Genomic DNA, 25,114 nt, shown 5'->3' with positions numbered 1-25,114 from the left:
TTATCGTGATAGTAGCTGGTCGTCATCTGATAATATAATGGAGGGAAAGTTAGGGTGTAGATGAGGTGTGCTAATTGCTTGCATTTGTTAAACGATGGTTATGGATCGACTGGATGATCTTCACAATCCACTTTATGTGGGGGGTGACGATTTTTCTCGGCCTTGTCCGCTATCAAGATCAATTGCCTGATCCGCTAGTGATTACATTGATCGTTTCGTTCTTGGTGCTTGTCGTCCCCAGTTGTTTGCGTCGATACTCTCGTAACCTATATTTGCTCGCTGAGATTATTTTGAGTGGAAGCTTGTGCATTGCCTTGAACTTCTTTTTTGAAGGAGTGAGGTGGCAGTTTATCCCCATCGCTTTTCTCATCGGATATCACAGTGTGGAACGATCCTATCGCTGGACGGGACCATTGGCGATATTGGCGATTCCGCTCCTTGTGGGGGTGGCAATTGGGCTGGATTTCGAGCCTACGTTCGTAATCGATCTGATTGTGTACCATTTCGGGGCATATGCTCTTGGTTTTGCCTTTCAATTGCTTAGCCGTATGCACAAGCAAGGCCTGATTATTCAACACCAGAACCAGGTATTGGAGCAATACGCTTCCCAGGTGGAGGAAATAACGCTGCTGGAAGAACGGAACAAAATGTCCAGAGAGCTGCATGACACAATCGGACACACGATGACATCGCTTATTATGGGTATGGAGATGCTTCGGCCTAAAATACCAGATGCGGAGGCTAGTCGGCTGGACATGCTTTTGCAGATGGCCCGGCAAGGTTTGGACGAGTCCAGAGGGATTTTCCACAAATGGGCTCATAATGGCTATGAATCTGCTACGACCATGGAGTCCGCCTTCGTTGAATTGATCGGGCAATTTCAGGTGGCTACAGGGGTGTCCGTCAAGCTGCGTATGTACGGCGCTGAGTATGGGTTGAGCCGTTCCATGAAGCTGACTTTGTACCGCTGCTTGCAAGAAACACTGACCAATGCTGTGCGCCACGGAAAAGCATCGCAAATTCAAGTGGGGCTTTACTTTGAAGAAGCCCAGATCCGGTTGCAGGTCGAAGATAATGGGGAAGGAAATGGGACGATCGAATTCGGATTTGGTTTGCAATCGATGAAGGAAAGGCTGGAAGCACTTCAGGGACGCTTATCGATCCATTGTATGGACGAAGGAGGTGTGACGGTCATTTGTAGTTTGCCAGTTATGCAGTCCGTACCAAGTGCAGGCATACGTATCCTGATCGTCGATGATCAGCCCTTTGTGAGGGAAGGTTTGCAACTCGTTTTACAGAATCAGCAAGATTTGCAGGTGGTCGGGGTCGCAGAGAACGGCTTGATGGCACTGGACATCATTCCAAAAGAAAAGCCCGACGTCGTACTTTTGGACGTTCAAATGCCCGTCATGGACGGGGCGAAGACGCTACAAGCGATACGTGAGCGGTGGCCGGATATGCGTGTCATTATGTTGACGACCTTCGAAGAAACAGCCCTTGCGACAGAAACGCTAGGGAGAGGCGCGAATGGCTACTTGTTAAAATCGGTTAGTCCGGTCGAACTCGTAGAAGCGATACGAGTTGTCCATCAGGGTGAAGCGTTGATTAACCATAAGATTGCGGATGTCCTTTTCAAAGAAATGCGCTTGCAGCAAGAAGAGCTGAATGGACTTCGCAAAAAGCAAGGACGCGAGTGTCCCTATGGGCTGACGGAACGGGAAAGAGGCATACTGGCCTCGTTAGTAGAGGGGCTTCGCATGAAAACAATCGCGGAGAAAATCTTTCTTTCTGAAGGAACAGTACGCAATTGCACCACAGTGATTTATGCAAAACTGGGTGTAAAGAATCGCGAAGAGGCCGTTAAAAAAGCACGGGACGAAGGGCTTACTGGTTAGGAGGGCAGCTTTTCAGGCTAGTTATGATAGAATGGACAGTATCGAATGGAGGTTATATCAAAGATGAGTCAATTGCCAAATTGCCCAAAATGTCATTCAGAATACACGTACGAAGATGGAAGCTCCTTGGTATGCCCGGAATGCAGCCATGAGTGGACGCTCCAAGCAGGCAACGATAATGGTGAAGATAATAAAGTCATCAAAGATGCAAATGGAAATGTCCTTAATGATGGCGACACAGTAACGGTCATTAAAGACCTCAAGGTAAAAGGAACTTCATTAGTTGTAAAAATAGGAACTAAAGTAAAAAACATTCGCCTGATTGATGGGGACCATGATATTGATTGTAAAATCGATGGTTTTGGCGCGATGAAGTTAAAATCGGAATTTGTGAAAAAGGTGTAAGCTGGGAATGTAACGGACAAGAAAAGCTGACTGCATGTTAGATTGCAGTCAGCTTTTTTCGTAAAGGAAAAGTCTTGTTAGGTGAGTCGATGAATGGACCAGACGATGCCCTCGCCGCCGCCTCCTAAGTTGAGGTTAATAGTCAATCCATTGGCTACATAGAACAAACCGAGCGTATCTCCACCATTGAGTTGAACGTCACCTGCGAGTGTGATTGTTCCAGTCCCCAAAATAGCTCTTAATGTGAGTACGAGCTCAATGTTTACGTTGAGGACAGGGAAATCACCAATAATGAGACTTGTTACAGCAGGGGTAAGTCTCCGAACTTCAAATGCAGGGGTGACTCCCGCGTCTAAACTAACGGAAATGGCTGCGCTCGTTTCATAGTTAATGGTTGCTTTGATGGCGTAAGTTCCAGTCGCTGGTACTGTATAAATGCCAGTTAGCGGGTTGAAACTTGGACTGCCATAGTAGGGGCTGGCTGTTGACCAGTTAATTAATTGGGACGATGCGCTAAGGGTTACAGTTGATAAGAAGCCAGAGAAGTTTTCAGCGGTGAAAGCAGGCCCAGTCGCGCCTGTTGCCCCGGTAGCCCCCGTTTCGCCCGTGGCTCCAGTAGCTCCAGTAGCTCCGGTAACGCCAACGCCCGTCGCCCCCGTTTCTCCGGTAGAACCTGTAGCGCCAACACCTGTCGCCCCCGTTTCTCCGGTGACCCCCGTCGCGCCAGTAGCTCCAGTAGTACCAGCGCCCGTGGCCCCTGTCGCCCCCGTTATGCCACCTGTGCTACTGGATGGAACAGACAGGATGTTGTCCAGTTTGGATTGCAATAGCATTTCTTTTTTCGCAACGTCTTGCAAGGTTTGGCGTACGCTTGCATTCACCAGAAGGAGATCGCTTAACGAAGCAGGAACAGTCAAGCCCGGTAGTGTACCAATGGCATATTGCAATTTTTCTGCTTCTGCATAAATTATATGCCCGAGGCTGAGCTCTTCGATGGCGATGGAAGTAAGGAGGAGATTGATAGCATCGTCTCTCGTTACAGTAATGGTGGGAGTAATATTGGGAATATTGGCTTGAGACATGGCATTCATCCTTCCTGTTACATTCAAAAACTTATCACTATGCTATGAGGTTTTATCTGTGGGCGTGCCTGACCGTATAGAAACAGAAAAAAGCCAATCTGATTTCCAGAGTGACTTTTGTTTTCACCGGTAAGCACCGTGCTCATCAAAAAATAGACCACCATTGCTTACCCACAGGGGTGGGTAACTTTTTCATGATCACGAGGGGAGTCAGGTCAGAGACTCAAAATATCTTTTGTTGTAGAGAATGCTAGGGTGAGTTGGGTTGTAGGAGTAGGCAATATCATTGTGGTGACGTGATTTCTCGTTATCCCCTATTTGAGAATAGCATAAGCAGAGTTGAAGATGAGGCAGCCACGTCCAGGAAACGTGGTCGATGTGTGCGAGCTTTTCAGCAGGTCGCTCCACTTTTGCTGCGAGATCATACCAAAAAATCGCCAGCAGCCAGTTTTTATCTTCGACGTGAAAGGCTCCGATCTGGCAGCACGCTTCAGCCCGTGGACGATCGTAGTTGAACGTACGATATAGCGACGACAGAACATTTTGTCTCTCGTACAGATGGGAATAGCAATTCGCCAGCTTCAAGCAAGCGTTAATGTTGTCCTCTACCCAGCCTTGTTGGGTGTTCAGGAACTTCGTGTAAAAAGTAATGGCCTCTTCATGATACTGATTGTCCCGTAATTCATTTGCATAATAGTACAAGTCCCGTGGAGAGAATTCTTCCCCTTTGGCATCCCTGCGTCGATAGATTTGCAGATTGCGGTCCGTGTATTCCTTCTGCTTGTTATGCGTGATGGATATGTCACTGTTGATGACGTTTCCGCTCACTTCCAAATACTCATGGACGGGTCCAATCCAGCGAAAACCGCGGTCGCGTTTTACGAGGCGATTGCGGCGAATGCTGTATGCCACATTCCCATTGCTGTCCACAGAAAGGTTGTAGTTCATGGTCACACTGTCGATGCTGTAATTCAACGTAAGCTTCAACTCGCGGAAGAGCTGCCGGTCTTTCTCCAGAAAGATATCGTCTGCATCCAGCCACAAAATATAGGGGCATGTTGCCTTGCTGAACGCATGGTTGCGGGCAGCTGAAAAATCATCAATCCACTCGAAATCATAAATAGTGCAGCCATAGTTGGACGCAATTTCTTTCGTCCGATCTGTTGACCCCGTGTCGACGATAATGATTTCATCGACGAGATCCGCAACGGTGGAGAGGCAACGCTCCAGAGCGTCTTCTTCATTTTTGACGATCATGCATAAACTGATGGATATCTGATTCGTTTTCCCCGCTGTCATGCCATTTTTTTTGCGATACTCGCTCACTCCTGCCAGATCCGACTGACGGTAGATATGGTACCCAGGAAGATGCGTATCCACATGCAAAGAAAAGCCCATAGCCACAGCCCGAACGCAAAAATGCCGATCTTCTCCCCAGAACGACAAGTTAGCTATTCGTTTAAAGCTGACGCCTGCCTCCAAGACCTTTCGATGGATTAACGTGCATGCACCGAGGCCTCCTACCTCATACACCCCCGGTTTCCGCAGTATTTCTAAAAAGTTTTGGTTCTCTGCTGATTCGGACGCGCCTTCGCGTGTCAACGTGTATTGATCCATCAGCCAAACTTGAGGAAGCTCTATCGAATCAGGCTGCCAACGTGTCCAGTAAATGTTGGAGATAATATCTTTATTGGCTTGAAGCAATTGTTGCAGGGTGTGAGGGTGTAAGACTAGATCGGAATCGATCAAAAACAAGTATTCGAAACCCTCTTTGAGCGCAAAGGAGATAATTGTATCTTTCATTTGCGCTACTTTCCAAATATTTCGTTCCGTCCAATAATGGGTCATTTCATTTCGGACATACGTGTCATCGTCTGTGTTTTTGAGGATGACTGTTCGTTTGTTCTCCTTCTCGAAATCAGCCAAGAGTGTACTGGATAGTGGGTCTTTGTTATCGTCAATGAACATGTAATGAACCAGTTCATTTTTGGTAGTCAGCTCCGTGAGGGATTGAAGGAATTCCTCCAAAATAATCGGGAATTGTTGAATGGGACTACCGATTAAAATACGTCTTTTATCCATGGTACACCCCCATATATAGCCTTTGTTCAAGTGGTTTCCGCAGGTTTACTGAATAGCAGTAAACCATTGTCCACTTTTGCGACAATTCGGTTCTCTTGCTGTAGTTCTTTTAAATAAGAGCGGATAATCGAAGTAGTCAAACCGTAGCGGTGCAAGTCATCTTCAAACTCATATTTCTTCATGACTTTCTGGACTACTTGTTCGAGAGTGCTTGGCTGCTCATGAATCCATGCTTCAAGAAAAGCTGAGGTGTCTTTCATAAGGGTGAGATGCTTGTTAATTAAACCTGTGACTGTCCTAAAGGGTCCGCCATGGTAAAGCACATAAGCGTTCAATTTCATCATCGAGAGCTTCTTGAAGCTTCTTCTGGCTGCCCTCAGATCATTAAAAAAAAGGAGACCCTGCTTGTTCAAGGTTTTGGGACCAAACAAGGCATCGCCGCAGTAAATGACATGATCAGGGGTAATAATGCCGACCATTCCCGGCGAATGTCCAGGTAAGGAGGCGACTTTGAATGGAATGGTATCGACGTGAAAGATACTATCGGTGGATGGAAGATGATCCGTTACGCGCGCACGTGCATTCTCTTTGTTTTGATCAGGCTTCGCATCAGGCCCTCCACCTGCGTCGAAAAAAGGCTCGAGATGTGGATTTTCAATGAGATGGGATGCCAGATGTGTCGCATAGATGCGAAGGTCGGGGAACCTCTTTTTCAAATAGAGATTGCCACCGTGATTAATAGCGTGACCATGTGTATGAACAACGGCGACGATTTGATACCCTCGATTACTAATTCTCGTGCATACTTCCTCGATGACAGTGGCATTCGGTCCGCTATCAATGCAAACAGCGGTTTTGCTGGACCTGTCAAAATAGACACCGATCCCGTATTTACCGGAGACCACATAACTGTTGCCGGTCACTTCGACTAATTTCAAACGATCCATATACCTTACTCCTTCATTAGATTCAGGTTCATATGTGGATGACCTTGGTGACATTGCCGATACGTACCTTTACGGAGTTCGGTACAAACGGAGGCCTTGCAGGTGCAGCCACTCGCTTCGCGAGCATTTTTTTCTTGCCACGCACTTTTTCCACGTTCGCCACAGGCTTGGAACGCACAGATTTGTTTCTGTTTTTATCGGGAGTAGGGATGGACGCAGCTTGTGTTAATAATGGGGGTTTTGAACGTAGTGATTTCCGGTTGTTGGCTGTATCGATGCGTGCGTCATTTGTGAGCAATGGAGGGGTTGGGAGAGGCATAGGTGGAACGTCAGTGGCTTTCGTTTGCTCACCCAGATCCAACTGTATCGGTTCGTCATGTGGAAAAACTCCTTCCAGCTCTAATTGCATCGGCTCTTCGTAGGGGGAATCCTCTTCCGGCTCCATAGACTTTGCTTGATGATGGGGATGGTCTTCTATCAAGTAAAAAGCTTGTAATTGCCGCAAATGATCTTCAATGAATGTCGCGATTTGTTTATGTGGGAACCTCCACGACTTTACCAACTCGGATAACTGGACAATCGAAGCAAGGACATGTGTGTATGTTTCGCTTGTGGGATGGAGAGGGTTACGCGATTCAAAAAGGAAGCTGTGAGTAATCTGCTTATTATGTATGTGGGTATGCAGTCTGACGAGCAGATTGATCATCGTTGATATTTGGTAGCCAAACAGCATAAGCTCGTAATCTTTGACATGATGAAAGCGGGATTCCAATCCTTTGACCAACTGGACGATGGAATAGGTCAGTTTTAGAACGGTGTCATCGATACCTCTGTTCTTCATAGCAATTGACCTCGAATTCCTAAAATGAACAATCCTTAATAGTCGATGGTGATGTCATCCAATTCATCCCCGAAATCGGATTCTTCCATCTCAAAATTTGATTTAAGTGCCACAGGGTACATGTGAATGGCTGCATCCAGCTTTTTTAACAAAAGCCACTCAGCCATCAGCACCGAATCCAGAATCGAAATGACTGTACGATTAAAGGTGATGATCTCATCGTTGGACGGGTTGTTGGGGAAGTCCAGATTTTTGCCAACGAAAGCAAGGGCTTTGTCAGCTTCAGCATTTAGCAATCTGGACAAGGCTTCTTCCTCAAGGGCAATCGATTGCAGCAAATGACTTAAAGCTTCTTCGCGTGTAGGCACATCATATGATTGAACTTTATCTTGTAAGGTCATCATCATCCCTCTTCAATAAAATTATGATTCCATGAGAAGCAGTGTGAGTAGTGAGGGTTATTCTTTGAAGCCAGGAAGGTCGGGCAAGTCAGGTAAGTCATCGTGATGATGTTCATGCAACTGCTCCAGCTTAATAATGTCCTCCAGCTTGAATTGCAAGAGCATCTCTGTCTTGATGACATTGCGCAGCATTCGTTCAACGCTATTGTTTAGGGCAAGTGCATCATTGAGCGAGAGGGATTGCTCCTTCACGATTTTTTGGATCTTTTGCCCCTCTGCATTAATAATGTGAGAAAGTCCGATTTCCTCCAGCGCAATGGAGGTAAGAAGCAGATTTAATACTTCGTTACGTTTCAATATGATTTCCGGTGTTATATTGGGGACCGTGGGCATTGACATCGTTATCTACATCCTTTGTTTGTATGATTTTGTATACAAAATCAGACTTACCCGAAATAGAAGGCGATCTGCTTCCCTTTATTTTGCACAGAACGCCTTCAGACAAGTTTCTTACAACGTACTTAAAAACGATAGGATCGTCATAGGATCGCGTGATTGATAGTGAAGAAATGGAAACTTCCTCGCAGTACATGTTATGTAACCGCGATCTTAATATGACAACTTAATCGTATTCATTGGATAAGGAAGTAGTGGTGCACGGGATAATGCTAACCACATTTTCCAACTTGAATTGCAAGAGCATTTCTTTTTTGATGACATCTTGCAGCGTTCTGCGAACACTGTTGTTAACGGCAAGAATATCAGAGATAGTGGGGACGACCTCAGGCGTAGCCCCCAATGTACCTACCACAAAGTGGAGCTTTTCTGCCTCTGCATTCATAATATGCACCAAAGCCATTTCTTCCAGAGCAATGGATGCCAGCAGTAAAGATACCGATTGCTCCATCGTAACGGAAATCGTTGGAGTAATGTTAGGGATGGTAGGTTGAGACATGTGATCACCTCTTTGAAGTAATGGGTAAACCCGTGAGCGCTAGCTATTCCCCCCTTCGTTTTACTACGGTAAGTGTATGCATAGGTGTGTGTCCCACTGAACTGTTTATTTGTACACATCCTCACGGGAGCGGGGAAAAGGAAAAGCCCAGATCGATTGACCCGGACTAGTGGTATTGTGATAGTTGAATGAGGTCTATTAACACGAAGAATCTATGGAAGAAGATTATCTACGATATTTTCCAATTTGAATTGGAGAAGGATTTCTTTTTTGATGAGATCCTGTATCGTTTGACGAACGCTTGCATTGACGAGCAGGATGTCGGAGAGTGTAGCGGGTGGTTCAAGCCCTGGAACAAGGGTGCCTAAAACAAATTGGAGCTTTTCAGCCTCTGCGTTCAGAATGTGAGCCAAAGCCAGTTCTTCTAAAGCGATGGATGCAAGCAAGAGCGAAGTGGTTTGGCCAAGAGTAATCGAGATAACAGGCGTAATATTAGGGATCGATGCTTGGGACATGATCATCACCTCATAGATTTATTAATCGGTAGCCGCCCATTCATTTTTGGTGCCCTGGAGTCTTACCAATACCCAGCGACGATTTCCAGCAATCTCTCGAAAAAGTTCTTCATAGTGATAGATTTTTCCGAGATGAGCCAAAAAGGGATAGTGATCAAAATCATCTACGAGAATAAGTGCATCTGGTTTGAGGGTGTCAACAAATAGTGGATAGGCAAGAGAGCGGCCGTTGCCATGCGGACCGTCCACTACCATGACATCTACTGAATGAATGGAAAGCGATAGTTGGTCCAAATCCGCGTAAAAGGCATTTTGAATGGAAAAATGATCAGATTGATTCTCGGGAACACGCTGTCCGATGGCAGGCCACAAGCTCCTGCTCTCTGTTGGATTTTCGAAGACCTTGTTCCATTCCTCTTCTGATAGTTGCTTCAAAGAGCTAGTCACCAAGGCGACATGCGGTACATCCCCTAGGCTCTCTTTGATTTCCTTCGCACGAATCGGATGATGCTCCATAATGGTTGCTTGAACCGGGAGTAGCTCAAGATCGCCAAGTGATTTCCAAAACAGAGCGGAGTCACCCCCACCCAACTGAAGCACCTGGCACTCCTCCTTTTCTTTGTTGATATGACGGCATGCATGTACGAGAGCCTGTTTGCTTACCGTGAGTGAGTTGTATCGCCAGCGATTACAATTGGACTGCTGCAAAGCCTTTTCAATATCGCGAATGATCATCTTCATTCCACCCATTCCAACAGATTGGGATGTTGATCCAAGATGGATTCATACTGTTCCTTCCAGCCATATCTGGCATCGGGGTCGAGGAGCTGATAGCGGTTGTATTTGCTCTGTCTGTCTTCTAGCCGGGCCCAGCCGAAATGTTTCACGCGTGATGGATGGCACAGGTATGGGAACTGGTTGATCGAGAGAGGGAATCTGCCACAATGCTGCGGGGTTTCTCTCCATATATATGGGAAGTCAGGGCGGTACTTGACCATAAAAGGACGGTAGTAATGATGGGCATTCCAATACGCATCTTCGCGATAATGCGTCTCGCTCCACATATCGTACAAACGAAAGTAGATCGCCTCGTATGTATGCTGTTCCAAAATCTCGGAAACTTTCGAGGGGAAGGAGCTATCTATGATTTCATCGGCGTCCAGATTCAGAATCCATCCCGGATCAGTCTGGATCGTTTCTTGCCATTGTTGTTTGCGCAAGGAGACCTCATTGGAAAACTGAGAGGTAGCGTTTTGAACCAGATGAAGAGGAATGCCCTTGAGAATCTCTCTACAGAGATCCACGGTATGATCAACACTGCCATCGTCGATGATGACGGCTGCGTCAATAAATTCTTTATGTGCTTCCAACGCTCGTCTCAAATAGCGATTGCCTTCATTTTTTACAATCATGGAAAGCGTCAGTTTGGCTCTGGTCATCTACGTGCTGCACCTCCTGCGCTTGTCGTGTTGCCATGCAGAAGATTTCATGGCCTTGGAAGGTAGACTGGAGGTTCACGGCTAGCTTCATGATGTCCTGGATCGGTAAAGGTGTTTGCGTGGTCTTGCGCAGATGGTTTTCCAATCGGTTCGTTTCTTCTCGAGAAAAGATGGAGAGAACCTCCCAGCCACCTTGATGAAGCAGTGAGATCAGATTGTCACGGGAGTAATGAAAGAGGTGGTCATTCTCGGTATACAGCGGGGAATACACCCCAAACAGTTTATTGGTGAACGAGTTTTTGTTCGGCACGCTAAAAATGATCTTTCCTCCTGGTTTAAGAAACCCCTTCAATTCTTCAAGGTATTGCTTCGGATGCGAAATATGCTCAAGGACGTGACAAAAAACGATGGCATCAAAAGTACCCATGTGTTCGGGGGCGAGAACGGAGGAGTTCCATAACGAATGAACCAGTTGTAAGCCATACCGGTCTTGGGCGTATGCGCATGATTGGTGTGACGGCTCCACCCCAACAACCTCCCACCCAGCCTCACGAGCAAGGAATAACAACTCTCCTGTTCCTGGACCAATTTCGAGTAGCTTCCCTTTTTCCGAAAACCACATATCGAGCAGCAATGTATGGAGGATCGCATGTTCCGTAAATGTATTTTTGGCGTATTGATCACGCATGGAAACCCAACTAGCATCATAGATGTCTGCAACCAGCTGTGTCACGTTGACATGATCGAGGTGAGGTTGAAAAACGAGATCACAATCTTTGCACGTTAGGAGCGAGAAGGTAGCGTACTGGTGGAAAAGCGCAACCTGAGAACTGTTGCACAAGGGACATGAATCATGCATGGATACGATCCCTGCTTTCTTTGTGATATCTGCCTACAACTACCTATGCGCTGCTCCAGCAAAAGGTTCGAGAACCAAGGAAATGGCGCCGTTCTGAAAGGAGCAGTGCGCTCATAAAGTAAAGGGGGGATAGACTACGGATCTCAGTAATGTGTGTAAAAGGAGAGAAGCAGCATGTCTGGGGCACCCAAAATTTCCTTATGTATGATTGTAAAAAATGAAGAAGAGTGTCTTCACAAGTGCTTGGAAAGTGTGAAAGATCTTGTGGATGAAATGATTATCGTAGACACGGGTAGTACCGATAATACGGTAGAGATATGCAAGTCATTCGGAGCGGTCGTGCACTCGTATGAGTGGCAGGATAACTTCGCAGAAGCGCGAAACTTCGGATTGGAAAAAGCAACGGGCGACTGGGTTTTGTGGATGGATGCCGATGAAGAAATGAATAAGGAAGACAGCAACAAATTGAAAGAGCTGCTTCGCGGTCAAGAGGATTCTCTTTTTTATATCCATCTAATAAATTACATTGGAGATGAAATAAATGAAGACGATGCTTTTCATATCGCTCACTCACGTTTGTTTCGCAATGGCATCGGTTTTCGCTTCCATTTTCCCATCCATGAAACGCTCAACGTAGAAGAGGTTCTTCCCAATCTGACCGAAGATCTCCACATTCAAATCTTGCCTGTACGGATATACCATTACGGCTACATGAATGAATTTACTGGCAGAAAGAACAAATTCGAGCGCAATATTCAGCTACTCATGAAGGAATTGGAAAAAGAGGATCACTCTCCATGGATTGAGTATCATCTTGCCAGTGAATTCTCACGTATCCAGGAGCATGAGAAAACGTTCAAGTTCGTGAATCTGTCTATTATCGGGTTTCTCGAAAACCATATGATGCCTCCTTCGCTTCTTTATAAGCTCAAATACTCTACGTTGATCTCGATCGGCAGTGCTGAGGGAGCGTGGCCAGGAATTGAAAAGGCAATCGAGATTTATCCTGACTACGTTGATTTGCATCTATACAAAGGGATCATTCAGTATTTGAAAAAGGACTATCAACGAGCATTGGTAACGTTCGATCACTGCTTGGAGCTAGGTGAGAGCAACATTCGTCATCTGACCTTGAAGGGATCGGGAAGTTTTCACGCCTGGTATTACAAAGGGCTTTGCTACGAAGGATTGGGTCAAGTGGAGGAGGCTGTGGCAGCTTATCAGACAGCGTTGGCGATGGCGGAGAACCATGCGCCTGCCAAGGAAGCATTAGAGAAGCTGAGCTCGACGACTGAAGTAAGTCTTACGCCAAACAACAAATAGCATCGTGGCGAAAAGCCGTTTACGTCGATGGTTCAGGCGTAACGGCTTTTTTTCGTAATGGCAGAGCATGAACAAAATGACGTTAATCACCTTTATAACGGTAAAAGGTTTAATAAGCACAATGTTTCATTTGCGGCAGCAGATTGTTACAATAAAAAACGCATTTCATCGGTAATAATAATCATTATCAATTACATCAAGTGAGGGACAAAAGATGAAGCGAACAAGCGGAATGAAGCGTCTCGGACATATGCTTTGGACGCTTGCACTGGCAGGTACGGTATTACTGACCGGGTGCGGCAGCGCAGAGCAAAAACAGCCAGCAGCAGGTCAAGATAGTGCGCAAACCGCACAAAAGCGCATCGTGAAACACGAGTTGGGCGAAACGGAAATTACTGGAGATCCAAAAAGAGTCGTCGCGTTGGAGTACTCTTTTGTAGACGGACTATGGGAGCTGGGAGTGACGCCTGTAGGAATTGCGCAGGAGAAGGATAAGGACGTAGAAGGACTGATCGGCAAAAAAATCGAGTATACCTCTGTGGGGACTCGCCAGCAGCCGAGTCTGGAAGTCATCAGCTCATTGCAGCCGGATTTGATTATCGGTGATTTGAATCGCCACAAGGACATTTACAAGGATTTGCAAAAAATCGCACCGACGATCATTTTGAAAAGCCGCAACTCGACGTATCAGGAAAACTTGAGCTCGTTTGCCACGATTGGGGAAGCGCTGAACAAGCAAAAAGAAGCAGAACAGCGCCTGATCAAGCACAAGGAGATCATCGCAGAGTTTAAGAAGAAGGTACCGGCTGAGGATTCCCGCAATGTCATGCTGGGTGTATTCCGCGCAGATTCGCTGTCTGCACATGGTTCGAAATCGTTTGATGGCGAATTGCTCGAAATGATTGGAATTAAAAATGCAATTCAGGATGCGCCAGAACCAACGGTAAAAATCAGTTTGGAGCAAATGGTGCAGTGGGACCCAGATGTAATTTTCCTGGCGGAGGCCGACGACGCGCTGTTGAACGAATGGAAGCAAAATCCGCTCTGGAACAATATCACCGCAGTTAAAAATCAGGAAGTACACAAAGTAAATCGTGACCTCTGGACGCGCTATCGCGGACTGAAATCTGCGGAACGCATTGTCGAAGAGGCAGTGAACCTTTTGTACAGTAAGAATAAATAAGAACACATACGATGCAAAATCTGGAAAGACCGATCGCTGATCTGGTCTTTTCGGTGTTCTTGCACGTGGTAGTTGATCGAGGTGGCTTGTATTGCAGAAAACAACGACACGACAACGAAAAGGTACCTTCATCCTCATTGTGATCGGTTTGGCGATCCTTTTGTTCATTGGTTTGTTGCTGAGCTTGTTTACCGGAGTAGCTTCGCTGCAAATTCGATCATTAGTGACGCATTGGCTATCGGGTGAATTCTCCAAGGAGCTATTGATTTTCCAAACCATCCGCGTTCCAAGAGCAGTGCTGGGAGCCATCATCGGGGCGAATTTGGCTGTGGCAGGAGCCGTAATGCAGGCAGTTACCCGCAATCCACTGGCTTCCCCGCAAGTATTTGGCGTGAATGCGGGGGCTTGTCTGGTGGTCGTACTCGCGATTGTGTTTTTACCGGATATCGGGAAAGCCAATCTCATTTATTTTGCATTTGCTGGAGCGATTGTCGGGGGAATTGTTGTCTTTGGATTCGCAGCTTCCCGTGGGATGACCAATCTCAAGATCGCTTTGGTAGGAATGGCCATTCACCTGCTGCTCACCTCCATTACGAAGGGAATTATCATCTTTAACGAACAAATATCGAATGTATTGTACTGGTTGTCTGGCTCCATTAGCGGGGTGGGTTGGACGGATGTGCAATTGATTTTGCCATGGTCGATGGCGGGACTCCTGCTGGGGATCTGGTTGTCCGGCTCATTGTCTGTGTTTCGACTGGGGGAGGAAGTGGCGATGGGGTTGGGACAAAAAATCGCCCGCGTCCGACTGCTGTCTTATGTTGTGGTCGTTATTTTGGCAGGGGCCTCTGTTGCTGTCGCCGGAGCTGTTGGGTTCGTCGGACTGATGGTTCCGCATATCGCAAGGAGGCTCGTGGGTACGGACTATCGGGTCATTATCCCTGTGTCTGCGCTTGGTGGTGCTGTTCTGGTGACAATCTCCGATGTACTGGCTCGCTTGATTTCCTATCCGTTTGAGTCTCCTGTAGGAATTGTAACGGCTCTTTTGGGAACCCCGTTCTTTCTTTACTTGGCGAGAAAAAAGGGGAGGGAAATGGTATGACTTCGCGAAAAAACACCCTGCTCCTGGTTGGCCTCGGCGGCTTAGTCTTAGTGGCAGCATTGCTTAGCATGGGGATCGGCCCGATCTTTATCGGCCCTGATCAAATCATCCGGGTGATCATGGGCGAACCTTCGTCACTTGCGTTTATGATTGAAAACTATCGATTGCCGCGGGCATTGCTCGCGATTCTTGCTGGAGCGGGCTTCGCGATCGCTGGTGTGATTTTGCAAGGAATGATCCGTAACCCTCTGGCATCACCGGATGTCGTAGGTGTAACCAAAGGCGCGGGCCTGTTCGCGGTTGTTGTCATCATTCTATTTCCGACCGCTTCACCGCTTCTTCTCCCGATTGTCGCGTTTTTGGGAGCATTGGCGGTAGCGATTGCCCTCATCTATTTCGCTCGGAAAAGCGGTGCACAGCCAACTACCTTTGCCTTGGTCGGCATGGGAGTAGGGGCGATCTGCCAAGCGTTGACGGAATTCATCATGGTGAAGTATCCGATGCAAGCCAATGATTCACTTGTCTGGCTGGCAGGGAGCTTGTGGGGGAAAGGCTGGGATGAGATTTACGCTTTGCTGCCGTGGCTGCTCGTATTCATTCCCATTAGCCTTGCCCTGCACCGAAAGCTGGACATTATCAGTCTGGATGAAGGGAGCTCTACCGGGCTGGGACTGAATGTCGTGCGAACTCGCTATGTACTCTTGCTGCTCGCGGTTGCATTGGCAGGCGCATGTGTAGCGGCGATTGGCTCGATCGGCTTTGTAGGCTTGATTGCTCCACATATGGCGAGAAAGCTGTTCGGTCATCAGCATCGGTATCTGTTGCCAGGTGCGGCGGTTTTGGGCGCGCTGATTCTCGTCATTGCAGATGCATTGGGGAGGGGACTGAATCCTCCGATCGAGATCCCCGCGGGTATTGTGACGGCGGTCATCGGTGTTCCGTACTTCTTGTATTTGGTGCGTCAAGAGAAGAAAAAGTAAAATGAAAAGCCATCTTTTCCTCTAGCTTTGGAGAGAAAGATGGCTTTTTTCTATTCCGGTTCTCCTTCGAAGAATTCGCCTTGTTCCACGGCATACACAAAATTTTGCAACCAATCATAACCGGATGGTTCTCGAACCGTACCGAGCAGGATTTGACTGATGGAGAGAGCGGAACTGTCTATGAATCTGACAACAGCAGCGTCACCGTGGATGAAAACGGCTTGATCGAGATTTCCGAGGATGCGCGACCTGGCAAAAAAGTTACAATCAAGGTGAGTAACGGAGAAAAATCGACCAAAGTGACGTTCACGATTGCAGAGGTTAAGAGTATCAACCTGTCCGCCAAAAAGAGTACAGTAAAGCCCGGTAGCACGGTTCAAATGAGCGTATCGGCTACCATGACGGATCGCAGCCGACGCGATATGACCAAAGAAAGCACAGGAACCACTTACAGTGTCGTGGAAGCGGAATATGCCGAGATTAGCGAGGATGGCCTGGTAACCGTCCATGAGGATACGCCGGACAAAACCACAGTGACGATTGTAGCGGAAAACGATGGTCATACAAGCGCGTACACGTTGAAAGTGAGAGAATAGAATTACTGATTTACTAGGAAGAGCCTGACCAGTGATGGTTGGGCTTTTTTCATCATAATTTACCGTGCAGCGGCTCATGCTACTACTGACAGCTCATTCCCGATCATTTCCTTCCATGGTAAACTGTCATGTAAGTGTAAAGCTTCATCCATTCTTTCTACTAGGTGGTACATACATGCGGTCTATATGGAAGATTTACAAAACGGACTGGATTAACATTTTCAAGGTCCCGACCGGGATTTTTCTGATCATCGCCATCATTCTCCTTCCTTGTTTATACGATTGGATCAACATCAAATCAGTATGGGATCCTTACGCCAATACGCAAGGTGTCAAGGTGGCGGTGACGAGCGAGGATCAGGGAGCCACGGTTGGCGATCACAAGATCAACATCGGAGACGAGCTCGTGAAGAGCTTGCAGAACAACCAGAAACTAGGGTGGACCTTTGTGGACAAAGAAGAGGCCAGACGGGGCGTGGAGCGGGGGGATTACTATGCTAGCATCCTGATCCCAGCTGACTTTTCCACAAAAATCACGGGAATTGTCCATGGCAACCTGAACAAGCCTGAAGTGATCTATACGGTCAACGAAAAAGTGAACGCCGTCGCACCCAAAATCACCTCGTCAGGTGTTTCAGCGATTGCCAAGCAGATCAACGAGAGTTTTACGGAAAGCGTCAGTGAAGCCTTGCTGACGAAGCTTACAGAGATCGGCATTAAAATTGAAGAGCAATTGCCGACCATCCGCAAAATCGAGAGTGGCGTTTTCCAACTGGAAAAAAGCCTTCCCGAAATTCGTGCCGCAGGGCAAAAAGTGTTGGAGATTGAGAAGAAGCTTCCGGAGATTCACGAGAAAGCGCAGATCATTCTGGAAGTGGAAAAAAGAATCCCCGAGATCAATCAAGCTGGGCAGGCAGTGCTCAAAATTCAGCAAAACTGGCCGAAAATCAATGAGGCGGCGTCTGTCATTATCGCGATGGAAGACAAGCTGCCGGTGATTGAGCAAGCCGTCGGACGAATTGAAGAGCTGGATCGAAATTTTGATAAAGTCGCAAACGCAGTGACTACGGCCACAGAAAAAGCGAGTCAGGCCATTGAGATCGTTTCAGCTGCTCAAGATGCGTTGCCGCGTATCGCTGATCTGACTGATAAGGGCGCGGCTGTTGCCGATCAGCTCAATAACTTTTTTACGAAGCATGACGGTGCCTTTGAAACGATTGCACCGCTGATCAAGCAAAATCTCATCTTAGCCCAGCAAGCATCGGATGCGCTCACACAACTCACAGACAGACTGTTGCAAATCAATCCGGATCGCCTGCCTACTGCGAGTGAGGTAAATGCCGTGAAAGACAGGTTATCCAGAGCCGTGAATGTTTTGGGGCATACCGCATCGCTTGTAGAGAAAGTAAACAGTTATATTCCCGGACAGCCATTGAGTCATTTCGCAGAGAGGCTGCGCACGATTGAGAGCAGAATGAACCGGCAAATCGAGATTCTCGGCATGATTGCAAGCGCGCTGGAAAAAGGCAAGCAGCCTGCGAAAGACTTGGTCGAGAGTCTGAATCAGTTCTCGAAAAACACCAGCGCGGAATTGGGAGACATTCTATCCCGTTACGATAGCGAAATCGTCCCGAAAATATCCGAGGGCATTGAAAGGCTGAAGGTGATCACAGGAGAATCTGCCGATCTACTGCATAAAGCTCAAGAAAAGCTTCCGGATATCGAAGCGATTCTCCAAGAGACAAAGACGGGCTTGGAGCTGGGATTGGCAGAATTGAAACGAATCCAGCAGGAGATGCCGCAAATACGGGCGCAAGTGCACGAGCTCGCGCAAACGCTCAGAAGCAAGTCGGATGCTTTTGCAAATGCCATTCGCGTAGCAGCTCCGTTCTTGAAGGGAAATCTTCCTACTATCGGGAAGAAGCTCGACGAGGCAGCGGCATTCGTCCAGAACGATCTGCCTAAAGCGGAGGCGAATTTGACCAAGCTGGCTGATTTTGTGCGCTACAAGCTCCCGGAGGTGGAGGCAGGCGTCCACAGAGTTGCCGCATTGGTTCGCGACGATTTGCCTAAGCTGGAGAGTGCCATTGGGCAGGCGGCTGACAAGCTGAGAGAAGTCGAGGCGAACAACAACTTCGCCGATCTTGCCAAGCTATTGCGCGGCGACATAAAAAAAGAGAGCGAATTCCTCGCAAGTCCCGTGCAGATCAAGGAAAACCGCCTATACCCGATTCCGAATTATGGTTCGGCCATGTCGCCTTTTTACGGTGTATTGTCTCTCTGGGTAGGTGCGACCTTGTTGATTTCCCTGCTGAAGCCAAATGCGGAAAATCCAGGCGGAGTGTACAAGCCGTATCAGTTGTACCTCGGCCGCTTGGGGACGTTTGCGACAATTGGGCTGCTTCAGGCGTTGTTCGTCACGCTCGGTGATATTTACATCCTCGGGGCCTATGTAGCGGATAAAGCTCCGTTTGTGTTATTCGGTATGCTGGTAAGCCTGGTATTCGTTACGATTACGTACACGCTAGTGTCCGTTTTCGGCAACGTGGGCAAAGGTATAGCGATCATCTTCATGGTATTTCAATTCTCCAGCTCGGGCGGTACGTTCCCGATCAGCATGACTTCACCGTTCTTCCAAGCGCTGAATCCATACATGCCCTTCACGTATGCGATCAGCCTGTTACGTGAAGGGGTGGGCGGCATCCTCTGGGAAACGGCCATTCGGGATATACTCGTACTATCCGGCTTTATCGGTATCAGCCTGTTTGTGGCGCTCGCGCTGAAGCGTCCGTTGAGCGGAATCATTGAAAAGTCGATGGAGAATGCGAAAAAGACCAAGATTATTGGGTAAAGGTTTCACGGAAGTCGATTTGCATGGAGCAGGGTGCCCCACGTAGATATCACTACTGGAGGGCACCCTTTTTTCAAGGGCAAGTAATTGTAGATTTTGGTAAAATATAGGTGGTTTGTGAATCGTAAAGGGGAGTGAACCATGGGGAAATGGTTTGGATACATTCTACTGACGACTTTGATAGGCGGTGTGTGCTTTTTTATCATTACTCCAGAAATCACCTTGATATTGAGTATGTTCGTCATTATCGGAACCCTGTTTTATATTGTACACATTTTGAAAAATGAATTGCCCAGAGTAGTCCAGGATCGGCTGGAAAGACGATTCCGCAAGACGGAGAAAAGCCTCGAAGAATTAAAAAACCTGTACAAGCAGGAGACTGAATAGGGATGTTTTGGGAGAGGACACCTTTTTAAGGTGTCCTTTTTTCTTGAACAGGTACGGAACGTGTTGCCAGTCGGGCAGCAGATGCCAGCCCCAGTAAGACGATGAACGTCTGAAGGAGCAGGGAAACGGTAATCCCGACTGAAAGTGAAAACTCAAATGCAGTCATCACAGATATGATGGCTCCTCCCACCCCTATGACAATCGCTGGTGTGAACGTATCCGCGATAGATATTTCAGCAGATACTTTTCCTTCTTCACCAGGTTTTGCAAGAGAAAACGCAATGGCGCCGCTTGTCGGGTGAGCCAAACCAATTCCGAAGCCCATAATGATCTGGCTACAAATCGCGACCACGATACCGAAAAGGTCTTGTTGAATCAACGTCAGCGGTACGGTGCAAGCGACTCCGATGAGCATAATAACGAGGCCTATGATAATTCGTTTTTTTCGACCAGCCCCTTGGTCTTTCTTATCCAGCTTTGCTTGTACATTGGCTGCCAGCGACCAACTGATTGCTGCGGAGGCAACAGCCAAACCAGCTTTGTCGGCGGTTAAACCTAAAATCGAGGTGAGTCCGAGGACGAGATACGTTTGTGTACCGTAATAGGCAGCGACAAAAAGACCCCGAGACGCGATGACAGCAGGTAAGCCTGAGCGTGCGAGGAGCGTTCCTTTCGGCATCAGCTTATATAATGGGACACTGAGGGTGAGCAAACCCGCGATGGATAGCAGGAAACCGTAGATGGAGGGAATTTTGCCGAGTCCAAAAAGCAAGGCACCCGTCCCTAGGGCCAAGAAAAAAGGCAGAAGAAGACTGCGATTGTTTGCCGCGCTTGCTTTTGGCGGTTGTAAGCCTCGGAAAGAGGGGGTGGTTAAGAGTGCAGACAAAAAGATAAAGGGAAGGATCAACCAGAAGACATATCTCCACGACAACTGTTCAGCAATAATCCCGGCGATATACGGTCCGAACAGGCCTGGAAGGATATAAGCGCTGGAGAAGACAGCAAGAATCTGAGGGCGAAGAGAATCAGGGTAACGCAAAGTAATCATGGTATACACGCAATTGACCAAGGCACCGGCTCCGAATCCTTGCATGACTCGCCCAAGCAGTAAAGTAAGCATATCTGGCGCGATTGCAGCAATTACAATGCCAACAGCAAAGAGCACGATAGTGACAATGAAAGGCTGGGCAGGCCCTTTTCTATCGACGAATTGACCTGTGACCACAGTTCCAATCAGCTGAGCCAACAAATAAGCACTGAATACCCACCCATAAAGATCCTCACCCTGTAGCTCTCGGGAAAGACCGGGGGCGATTGTCGTGACAGCCAAGCCTTCAAATGCTGTAGCAGTCACCACAAGAATAATACCAATTGTTAACGCTCGGTAATGCGTGCTCCAAATCCCTTCTGTGCTCATTATTCTCACTCCTTTTTGTATATATGTCGCTTTGAAAGTTGTTATAAAAACTGTTGCTATAACAACTAATTATATACAAAAAATGACATCCTGCAATATGTTTTGTTTTTACAAGTTTTTTACGTTCTCATAAATGATATTGAGTGTTCTGCGAAATTGGTTTACTTCTTCTTCGGTCAATCCTGCAATGGTTTTCTCGTACGCTTCAATGGAGGGAGGAAGGACCTCGTCTTTCAAAAGTCGCCCTTTTTCCGTCAGATAGACACGAAGGGAGCGGCGATCCTTTTTATCTGTTTCGCGATGAATAAACCCTCTTTCTTCCATGAGAAAGAGCATCCGCGCGATATTCGTTTTATCCTTGTAGGTGCGATCTGCCAACTCGTTCTGGGTCAAACCCTCTTCTTCCCATAACACGACGAAAATCATCCACTGATCGATAGTAATGTTATAGGGATTGCATACTTTTTGATAATAGTTGTTCAGTTTTAAATCCGTTCGTTTCACGATGACGCCGATATACTCATCCAATTTCATTGCGAAACCTCCTAGGTTAGGCAGTCAGGGCAACTGTTGATAAGACAACTATAAGGATGCTTCCGATATGTGTCAATTTGCAGGGCTGATGTATTGGACGCATGAAAAAGCCAAACTTGCTTAAAATAACAGCGGGATTGACTACTTATCAAAAAAGGAGAAGGAATAGATGACTCCAATGCTCAGGAAAGTAACATTGTTGATGATTTGCGTGGCACTACTTGGTGTGCCGGGAATGGCAGCTGCCAAGGAATCGCAAGGAAATGTACAGCAGAGAGAATGTATAAAGCCAAAAGAAGTAAAGCTGCAAGGGGATATGCGGAGGCTATGGATTGACCATTTGCTATGGGACCACACCTATATGGTAAGCGCCTTGGCAGGGCTGGAAGACAAAGACGCCGTACAGGCACGACTCTTGAAAAACCAGGTGGATATCGGGAACGCAATGAAGCCGTATTACGGAGAGGAAGCAGGTAAAAAGGTTACCGAATTGCTGACGGAGCATATTACGATAGGCGGCAAAATCATTGACGCAGCCAAAAAAGGCGATCAGGCTACTGTAGCAAAGCTTGATAAGGACTGGCACCGGAATGCGGATGATATCGCCAAGTTCTTAAGCAGCGCCAACCCCAATTGGACTGAGAAGGAACTAAAAGAGATGATGTACATGCATCTGAAGCTGCTCAATGATAATCTCCAGGCGAGATTGAAAAAAGACTGGGAAGCGGATATTGCTGCGTTTGACCAAGGTGAGGATCATATCATCTCATTCGCTGATGTGCTGACAGCAGGCATCATTAAGCAGTTCCCGAATCAGTTTTAACCAAAGGCGTGCAAGAAATGACCGGACACCAGCTAGTAGGGTGTCCTTTTTTCTGTGAAACGAATGAAAGAATCGTTTTGATCCAAAATAACAATGGAACCTATTACATACCGATAACAAGGAGAAGACCAAAAATGACTTCAATACTCAGGAAAGCAACACTGTTGATGATTTGCCTTGCTTTGCTAGGCGTACCGGTGATGGCTATAGCCAAGGAATCACAAGGAAACGGCCGGCAACAGGAATGCATAAAGCCGAAAGAAGTCAAATTGCAGGGTGATATGAGAAAGCTCTGGATCGACCATATGATATGGACGAGGAGTTATCTGGTCAGCGCTTTAGCAGGGTTGGAAGACAAAGATAAGGTACTGGAAAGACTCTTGAAAAACCAGACGGATATCGGGAATGCGATTAAGCCTTACTATGGTGAGGAAGCAGGCAACAAGCTTGGCAAGCTGCTAACCGAGCATATTGTGGTCGCTGGTAAAATCATTGACGCCGCCAAAAATGGCGATCAGTCGAGTGTGGAAAAATGGAAGAAAGAATGGTTTCGAAATGCAGATGATATCGCCAAGTTTTTAAGCAGCGCGAATCCGAATTGGCCTGAAAAAGATGTAAAAGAGATGATGTATACGCATTTGAAGCTGCTCTCCCAAAATCTCCAAGCAAGATTGAAAAAGGACTGGGATACAGATATCGCTGCATTTGACCAAGGAGTGGATCACATCCTTACGTTCGCTGATATGCTGACAGCAGGAATTATCAAGCAATTCCCCAACCAATTCTAAAAACAAACGCCAGCCCCTGCATTCGGAGCTGGCACTTTTACTATTTCAATAGCTGCTTGATAATCTCGTTCGTCACAGAGGGAACGACTTCAGTGGAATACGTAATCTCCATCCGTTCAAAACGGTTATGTGCATCGTACCCATACGGACCGATGTTGATGCAAGGTACGTTAATATCCCGAATGTCCTGATACTCGACGTAATGCTTGCTGCCCCAGCTCGGATTGTTCTCTTCGATCGCGAGAATGCCTTCCTCATCGTCTGAGAGTGCTACGCAGCTCATATCGCAAACGTACGGGAAAAAGTTGCGCGTCACGATAGGATGTGCATAATCCGGCTGGACGACTGCAACGGCTTGTTCCAATGCTTCTATCAAGTTTTGCTCCCGTTCGTCCTTGCCAACGAGCTCGATGCGGGGAGAGTAGAGTGAGGAATAGAACAAGATGATGGCGGGGCTTCTGTCCTTCATCCACTTGATCTCCTCTTCAACCACACGAGCCGAGAACATGCGTACATCCAAGGATTTGTCTTGCAAAAGCGCCTCTTTAAACTGCTTCATGTGCGAGAGGAAGGCGTCTCCATGCTCGGCAATCAGCTCTTTTTTCATATCCTCGTAGATCAAAACTCGCGTCTTCCAAGGGAGGGGAGTCCAAGCTTGACCGCTCTTCTCACAGAAGCGGCGGTGACGCTCATGCAATAGAGCCAGTGCGTTTTCAAAGGCGATCTCGGCTTGCTCCTTCAGTAGTGCCAAGACTTGCTTCGGAGACCAGGAATGGATGAAGAAATTATAATAGACGTAGGCCGACAAGGCGGTCTGGATCGTGTAGGTCGGCTTGAAGTCTGTCTGCTTCAACGAGACAGGAGGCACAGGTGTCTCGCCGAATGCTTCGTCGCACAGGTCAGGATTGTAGCTGATCTGGCGGGTCAACTCTGCGGCGATAAAGTTGGGATCAAGTCCCTCGAAAGCAGAGCCTGCATGCGTCTCGTAGCCCGTGATATAAAAGGAAGGCAGCAGCTTGCCGACAGTACCCTTATAGATATAGCGATTCGGGTCCCCATCGTAGCGCGGGGCGACAAAGTCGGAGTTGATCAGCGCGATATAGTCAAAACCGTGCTCCTCTCGCCATTTTTTCAAGTTCTTCAAGGAAGAGAGTACGCCATGCGAGCTGTCTTCTTCGTCGCATTCGGCAAGCAGCATGAGATTGCCCACCAGCTCTTCCGGGTGCTCGGAATAGTACTTCAGCAAGTAGACGTGGCTCGCTACGCCGCTTTTCATATCGAGCACGCCACGCCCAAAATGCCAATCACCTGACTCCAGCTGCTCACTCACCAGTGCAGGCAGTGGCTCATTTTTCAAGGCGTCCATGAGCGCAGTCGGATGGCAGGCTTTGTTCTTTAGGTGGTTGTAGTCCTCAATCCCGACGGTATCCGTGTGCCCCATCAAAATAACAGTTTTGGTGCTCGGCTCCCTGGTTCCTCTGACAAAAGCAAGGACGTTGTAGCGCTCCACCTCGTCGTTGACCGTGCGGGAGAGAATCAACTGATCTGGATGCTTTTGAAAATAGGGGAATGACTTTAGATGCTCATATAGATGGGTAGCAACGGCGATTTCTCCGGTGGTGTTCACGATACTTTCAATGCTGACTAGTTCATCGGTCAATTGCAGGATTGCTTCACGGCTTTGTAGCATGGGTTCCACCTCTTCTTCG

General features: G+C 47.4%; 25 protein-coding genes. 11 read left to right on the top strand and 14 right to left on the bottom strand.

Annotated elements, in window-relative coordinates; all coding sequences use genetic code 11:
* Window positions 1-74 precede the first annotated feature (74 nt).
* Together ACKKE8_RS30945 and ACKKE8_RS30940 are read left to right on the top strand one after the other, a co-directional pair.
* On the top strand, window positions 75-1,895 hold the full coding sequence (locus ACKKE8_RS30945; protein WP_409176364.1) for a response regulator: 1,821 nt from the start codon (window positions 75-77) through the stop codon (window positions 1,893-1,895).
* 63 nt (window positions 1,896-1,958) lie between these two features.
* The gene (locus ACKKE8_RS30940; protein ID WP_007720328.1) at window positions 1,959-2,300 is read left to right on the top strand and encodes a zinc ribbon domain-containing protein YjdM; all 342 of its coding nucleotides are present in this window, start codon (window positions 1,959-1,961) and stop codon (window positions 2,298-2,300) included.
* A gap of 77 nt (window positions 2,301-2,377) precedes the next feature.
* Here the strand turns inward: ACKKE8_RS30940 and ACKKE8_RS30935 are convergent, their stop codons facing one another.
* The 11 genes from ACKKE8_RS30935 to ACKKE8_RS30885 form a co-directional block, all read right to left on the bottom strand.
* A complete protein-coding gene (locus ACKKE8_RS30935) occupies window positions 2,378-3,382 on the bottom strand; it encodes a hypothetical protein (RefSeq protein WP_409176363.1) in 1,005 nt (334 codons plus the stop codon).
* 210 nt (window positions 3,383-3,592) lie between these two features.
* Window positions 3,593-5,464, bottom strand: a complete 1,872-nt coding sequence (locus tag ACKKE8_RS30930; protein ID WP_409176362.1) for a glycosyltransferase — start codon at window positions 5,462-5,464, stop codon at window positions 3,593-3,595.
* 26 nt (window positions 5,465-5,490) lie between these two features.
* Window positions 5,491-6,411 carry an MBL fold metallo-hydrolase gene (locus ACKKE8_RS30925; RefSeq protein WP_409176361.1) on the bottom strand — a complete coding sequence of 307 codons (921 nt, stop codon included), beginning with the start codon at window positions 6,409-6,411 and terminating at the stop codon, window positions 5,491-5,493.
* 28 nt (window positions 6,412-6,439) lie between these two features.
* Entirely contained in the window at window positions 6,440-7,252 is an 813-nt protein-coding gene (locus tag ACKKE8_RS30920; RefSeq protein ID WP_409176360.1) for a hypothetical protein, read from the bottom strand.
* A gap of 35 nt (window positions 7,253-7,287) precedes the next feature.
* Window positions 7,288-7,653 carry a hypothetical protein gene (locus tag ACKKE8_RS30915; protein WP_409176359.1) on the bottom strand — a complete coding sequence of 122 codons (366 nt, stop codon included), beginning with the start codon at window positions 7,651-7,653 and terminating at the stop codon, window positions 7,288-7,290.
* 57 nt (window positions 7,654-7,710) lie between these two features.
* Window positions 7,711-8,052, bottom strand: coding sequence for a hypothetical protein (locus ACKKE8_RS30910; RefSeq protein WP_409176358.1), 342 nt, complete (start codon window positions 8,050-8,052; stop codon window positions 7,711-7,713).
* A 223-nt stretch (window positions 8,053-8,275) separates the two neighbouring features.
* A complete protein-coding gene (locus ACKKE8_RS30905) occupies window positions 8,276-8,608 on the bottom strand; it encodes a hypothetical protein (RefSeq protein WP_409176357.1) in 333 nt (110 codons plus the stop codon).
* Between the two features lie 212 nt (window positions 8,609-8,820).
* A complete protein-coding gene (locus ACKKE8_RS30900) occupies window positions 8,821-9,123 on the bottom strand; it encodes a hypothetical protein (protein WP_409176356.1) in 303 nt (100 codons plus the stop codon).
* Between the two features lie 21 nt (window positions 9,124-9,144).
* On the bottom strand, window positions 9,145-9,858 hold the full coding sequence (locus ACKKE8_RS30895; RefSeq protein ID WP_409176355.1) for a hypothetical protein: 714 nt from the start codon (window positions 9,856-9,858) through the stop codon (window positions 9,145-9,147).
* A 2-nt stretch (window positions 9,859-9,860) separates the two neighbouring features.
* Window positions 9,861-10,562 (bottom strand): glycosyltransferase, encoded by a 702-nt coding sequence (locus ACKKE8_RS30890; protein ID WP_409176354.1) that lies wholly within the window; start codon window positions 10,560-10,562, stop codon window positions 9,861-9,863.
* A complete protein-coding gene (locus tag ACKKE8_RS30885; protein WP_409176353.1) occupies window positions 10,519-11,421 on the bottom strand; it encodes a class I SAM-dependent methyltransferase in 903 nt (300 codons plus the stop codon). The genes ACKKE8_RS30890 and ACKKE8_RS30885 overlap by 44 nt, the downstream gene beginning before the upstream one ends.
* 174 nt (window positions 11,422-11,595) lie before the next feature.
* Between ACKKE8_RS30885 and ACKKE8_RS30880 the strand changes: the two genes are divergently transcribed.
* The 7 genes from ACKKE8_RS30880 (at window position 11,596) to ACKKE8_RS30850 (ending at window position 19,843) form a co-directional block, all read left to right on the top strand.
* On the top strand, window positions 11,596-12,744 hold the full coding sequence (locus ACKKE8_RS30880; RefSeq protein ID WP_409176352.1) for a glycosyltransferase: 1,149 nt from the start codon (window positions 11,596-11,598) through the stop codon (window positions 12,742-12,744).
* A 214-nt stretch (window positions 12,745-12,958) separates the two neighbouring features.
* Window positions 12,959-13,927: a Fe(3+) dicitrate ABC transporter substrate-binding protein gene (locus ACKKE8_RS30875; RefSeq protein WP_409176351.1), complete on the top strand. Its 969-nt coding sequence runs from the start codon at window positions 12,959-12,961 to the stop codon at window positions 13,925-13,927.
* Between the two features lie 91 nt (window positions 13,928-14,018).
* Window positions 14,019-15,029, top strand: a complete 1,011-nt coding sequence (locus ACKKE8_RS30870; RefSeq protein ID WP_409176350.1) for a FecCD family ABC transporter permease — start codon at window positions 14,019-14,021, stop codon at window positions 15,027-15,029.
* A complete protein-coding gene (locus tag ACKKE8_RS30865; RefSeq protein ID WP_409176349.1) occupies window positions 15,026-16,009 on the top strand; it encodes a FecCD family ABC transporter permease in 984 nt (327 codons plus the stop codon). The genes ACKKE8_RS30870 and ACKKE8_RS30865 overlap by 4 nt, the downstream gene beginning before the upstream one ends.
* Before the next feature lie 80 nt (window positions 16,010-16,089).
* Complete coding sequence (locus tag ACKKE8_RS30860; RefSeq protein WP_409176348.1) at window positions 16,090-16,605, top strand: Ig-like domain-containing protein; 516 nt, start codon at window positions 16,090-16,092, stop codon at window positions 16,603-16,605.
* Between the two features lie 175 nt (window positions 16,606-16,780).
* A complete protein-coding gene (locus ACKKE8_RS30855; RefSeq protein WP_409176347.1) occupies window positions 16,781-19,456 on the top strand; it encodes a YhgE/Pip family protein in 2,676 nt (891 codons plus the stop codon).
* A 141-nt stretch (window positions 19,457-19,597) separates the two neighbouring features.
* Window positions 19,598-19,843: a hypothetical protein gene (locus tag ACKKE8_RS30850; protein ID WP_409176346.1), complete on the top strand. Its 246-nt coding sequence runs from the start codon at window positions 19,598-19,600 to the stop codon at window positions 19,841-19,843.
* Between the two features lie 25 nt (window positions 19,844-19,868).
* Here ACKKE8_RS30850 and ACKKE8_RS30845 read toward each other — a convergent pair whose 3' ends face one another.
* Together ACKKE8_RS30845 and ACKKE8_RS30840 are read right to left on the bottom strand one after the other, a co-directional pair.
* Window positions 19,869-21,260, bottom strand: a complete 1,392-nt coding sequence (locus ACKKE8_RS30845; RefSeq protein ID WP_409176345.1) for an MFS transporter — start codon at window positions 21,258-21,260, stop codon at window positions 19,869-19,871.
* Between the two features lie 108 nt (window positions 21,261-21,368).
* The gene (locus ACKKE8_RS30840) at window positions 21,369-21,794 is read right to left on the bottom strand and encodes a MarR family winged helix-turn-helix transcriptional regulator (RefSeq protein ID WP_048035355.1); all 426 of its coding nucleotides are present in this window, start codon (window positions 21,792-21,794) and stop codon (window positions 21,369-21,371) included.
* A gap of 169 nt (window positions 21,795-21,963) precedes the next feature.
* Between ACKKE8_RS30840 and ACKKE8_RS30835 the strand changes: the two genes are divergently transcribed.
* Window positions 21,964-22,617, top strand: a complete 654-nt coding sequence (locus ACKKE8_RS30835) for a glycosyltransferase (protein WP_409176344.1) — start codon at window positions 21,964-21,966, stop codon at window positions 22,615-22,617.
* Between the two features lie 134 nt (window positions 22,618-22,751).
* Window positions 22,752-23,405, top strand: a complete 654-nt coding sequence (locus tag ACKKE8_RS30830) for a glycosyltransferase (protein ID WP_409176343.1) — start codon at window positions 22,752-22,754, stop codon at window positions 23,403-23,405.
* A 40-nt stretch (window positions 23,406-23,445) separates the two neighbouring features.
* Here the strand turns inward: ACKKE8_RS30830 and ACKKE8_RS30825 are convergent, their stop codons facing one another.
* Window positions 23,446-25,095 carry a M20/M25/M40 family metallo-hydrolase gene (locus ACKKE8_RS30825; RefSeq protein ID WP_409176342.1) on the bottom strand — a complete coding sequence of 550 codons (1,650 nt, stop codon included), beginning with the start codon at window positions 25,093-25,095 and terminating at the stop codon, window positions 23,446-23,448.
* Window positions 25,096-25,114: the final 19 nt, after the last annotated feature.

The sequence above is a fragment of the Brevibacillus fortis genome (assembly GCF_046196545.1).
In the GTDB taxonomy this organism is placed as follows: domain Bacteria; phylum Bacillota; class Bacilli; order Brevibacillales; family Brevibacillaceae; genus Brevibacillus; species Brevibacillus fortis_A.
This window is presented reverse-complemented; position numbering and strand designations above follow the sequence as displayed.

Excerpts from the sequence above, each read along its gene's own strand:
- ACKKE8_RS30940 (WP_007720328.1), top strand. The coding sequence starts at position 1,959 with ATGAGTCAATTGCCAAATTGCCCAAAATGTCATTCAGAATACACGTAC.
- ACKKE8_RS30935 (WP_409176363.1), bottom strand. The coding sequence starts at position 3,382 with ATGTCTCAAGCCAATATTCCCAATATTACTCCCACCATTACTGTAACG.
- ACKKE8_RS30930 (WP_409176362.1), bottom strand. The coding sequence starts at position 5,464 with ATGGATAAAAGACGTATTTTAATCGGTAGTCCCATTCAACAATTCCCG.
- ACKKE8_RS30925 (WP_409176361.1), bottom strand. The coding sequence starts at position 6,411 with ATGGATCGTTTGAAATTAGTCGAAGTGACCGGCAACAGTTATGTGGTC.
- ACKKE8_RS30920 (WP_409176360.1), bottom strand. The coding sequence starts at position 7,252 with ATGAAGAACAGAGGTATCGATGACACCGTTCTAAAACTGACCTATTCC.
- ACKKE8_RS30915 (WP_409176359.1), bottom strand. The coding sequence starts at position 7,653 with ATGACCTTACAAGATAAAGTTCAATCATATGATGTGCCTACACGCGAA.
- ACKKE8_RS30910 (WP_409176358.1), bottom strand. The coding sequence starts at position 8,052 with ATGTCAATGCCCACGGTCCCCAATATAACACCGGAAATCATATTGAAA.
- ACKKE8_RS30905 (WP_409176357.1), bottom strand. The coding sequence starts at position 8,608 with ATGTCTCAACCTACCATCCCTAACATTACTCCAACGATTTCCGTTACG.
- ACKKE8_RS30900 (WP_409176356.1), bottom strand. The coding sequence starts at position 9,123 with ATGTCCCAAGCATCGATCCCTAATATTACGCCTGTTATCTCGATTACT.
- ACKKE8_RS30895 (WP_409176355.1), bottom strand. The coding sequence starts at position 9,858 with ATGATCATTCGCGATATTGAAAAGGCTTTGCAGCAGTCCAATTGTAAT.
- ACKKE8_RS30890 (WP_409176354.1), bottom strand. The coding sequence starts at position 10,562 with ATGACCAGAGCCAAACTGACGCTTTCCATGATTGTAAAAAATGAAGGC.
- ACKKE8_RS30885 (WP_409176353.1), bottom strand. The coding sequence starts at position 11,421 with ATGCATGATTCATGTCCCTTGTGCAACAGTTCTCAGGTTGCGCTTTTC.
- ACKKE8_RS30880 (WP_409176352.1), top strand. The coding sequence starts at position 11,596 with ATGTCTGGGGCACCCAAAATTTCCTTATGTATGATTGTAAAAAATGAA.
- ACKKE8_RS30875 (WP_409176351.1), top strand. The coding sequence starts at position 12,959 with ATGAAGCGAACAAGCGGAATGAAGCGTCTCGGACATATGCTTTGGACG.
- ACKKE8_RS30865 (WP_409176349.1), top strand. The coding sequence starts at position 15,026 with ATGACTTCGCGAAAAAACACCCTGCTCCTGGTTGGCCTCGGCGGCTTA.
- ACKKE8_RS30855 (WP_409176347.1), top strand. The coding sequence starts at position 16,781 with ATGCGGTCTATATGGAAGATTTACAAAACGGACTGGATTAACATTTTC.
- ACKKE8_RS30850 (WP_409176346.1), top strand. The coding sequence starts at position 19,598 with ATGGGGAAATGGTTTGGATACATTCTACTGACGACTTTGATAGGCGGT.
- ACKKE8_RS30845 (WP_409176345.1), bottom strand. The coding sequence starts at position 21,260 with ATGAGCACAGAAGGGATTTGGAGCACGCATTACCGAGCGTTAACAATT.
- ACKKE8_RS30840 (WP_048035355.1), bottom strand. The coding sequence starts at position 21,794 with ATGAAATTGGATGAGTATATCGGCGTCATCGTGAAACGAACGGATTTA.
- ACKKE8_RS30835 (WP_409176344.1), top strand. The coding sequence starts at position 21,964 with ATGACTCCAATGCTCAGGAAAGTAACATTGTTGATGATTTGCGTGGCA.
- ACKKE8_RS30830 (WP_409176343.1), top strand. The coding sequence starts at position 22,752 with ATGACTTCAATACTCAGGAAAGCAACACTGTTGATGATTTGCCTTGCT.
- ACKKE8_RS30825 (WP_409176342.1), bottom strand. The coding sequence starts at position 25,095 with ATGCTACAAAGCCGTGAAGCAATCCTGCAATTGACCGATGAACTAGTC.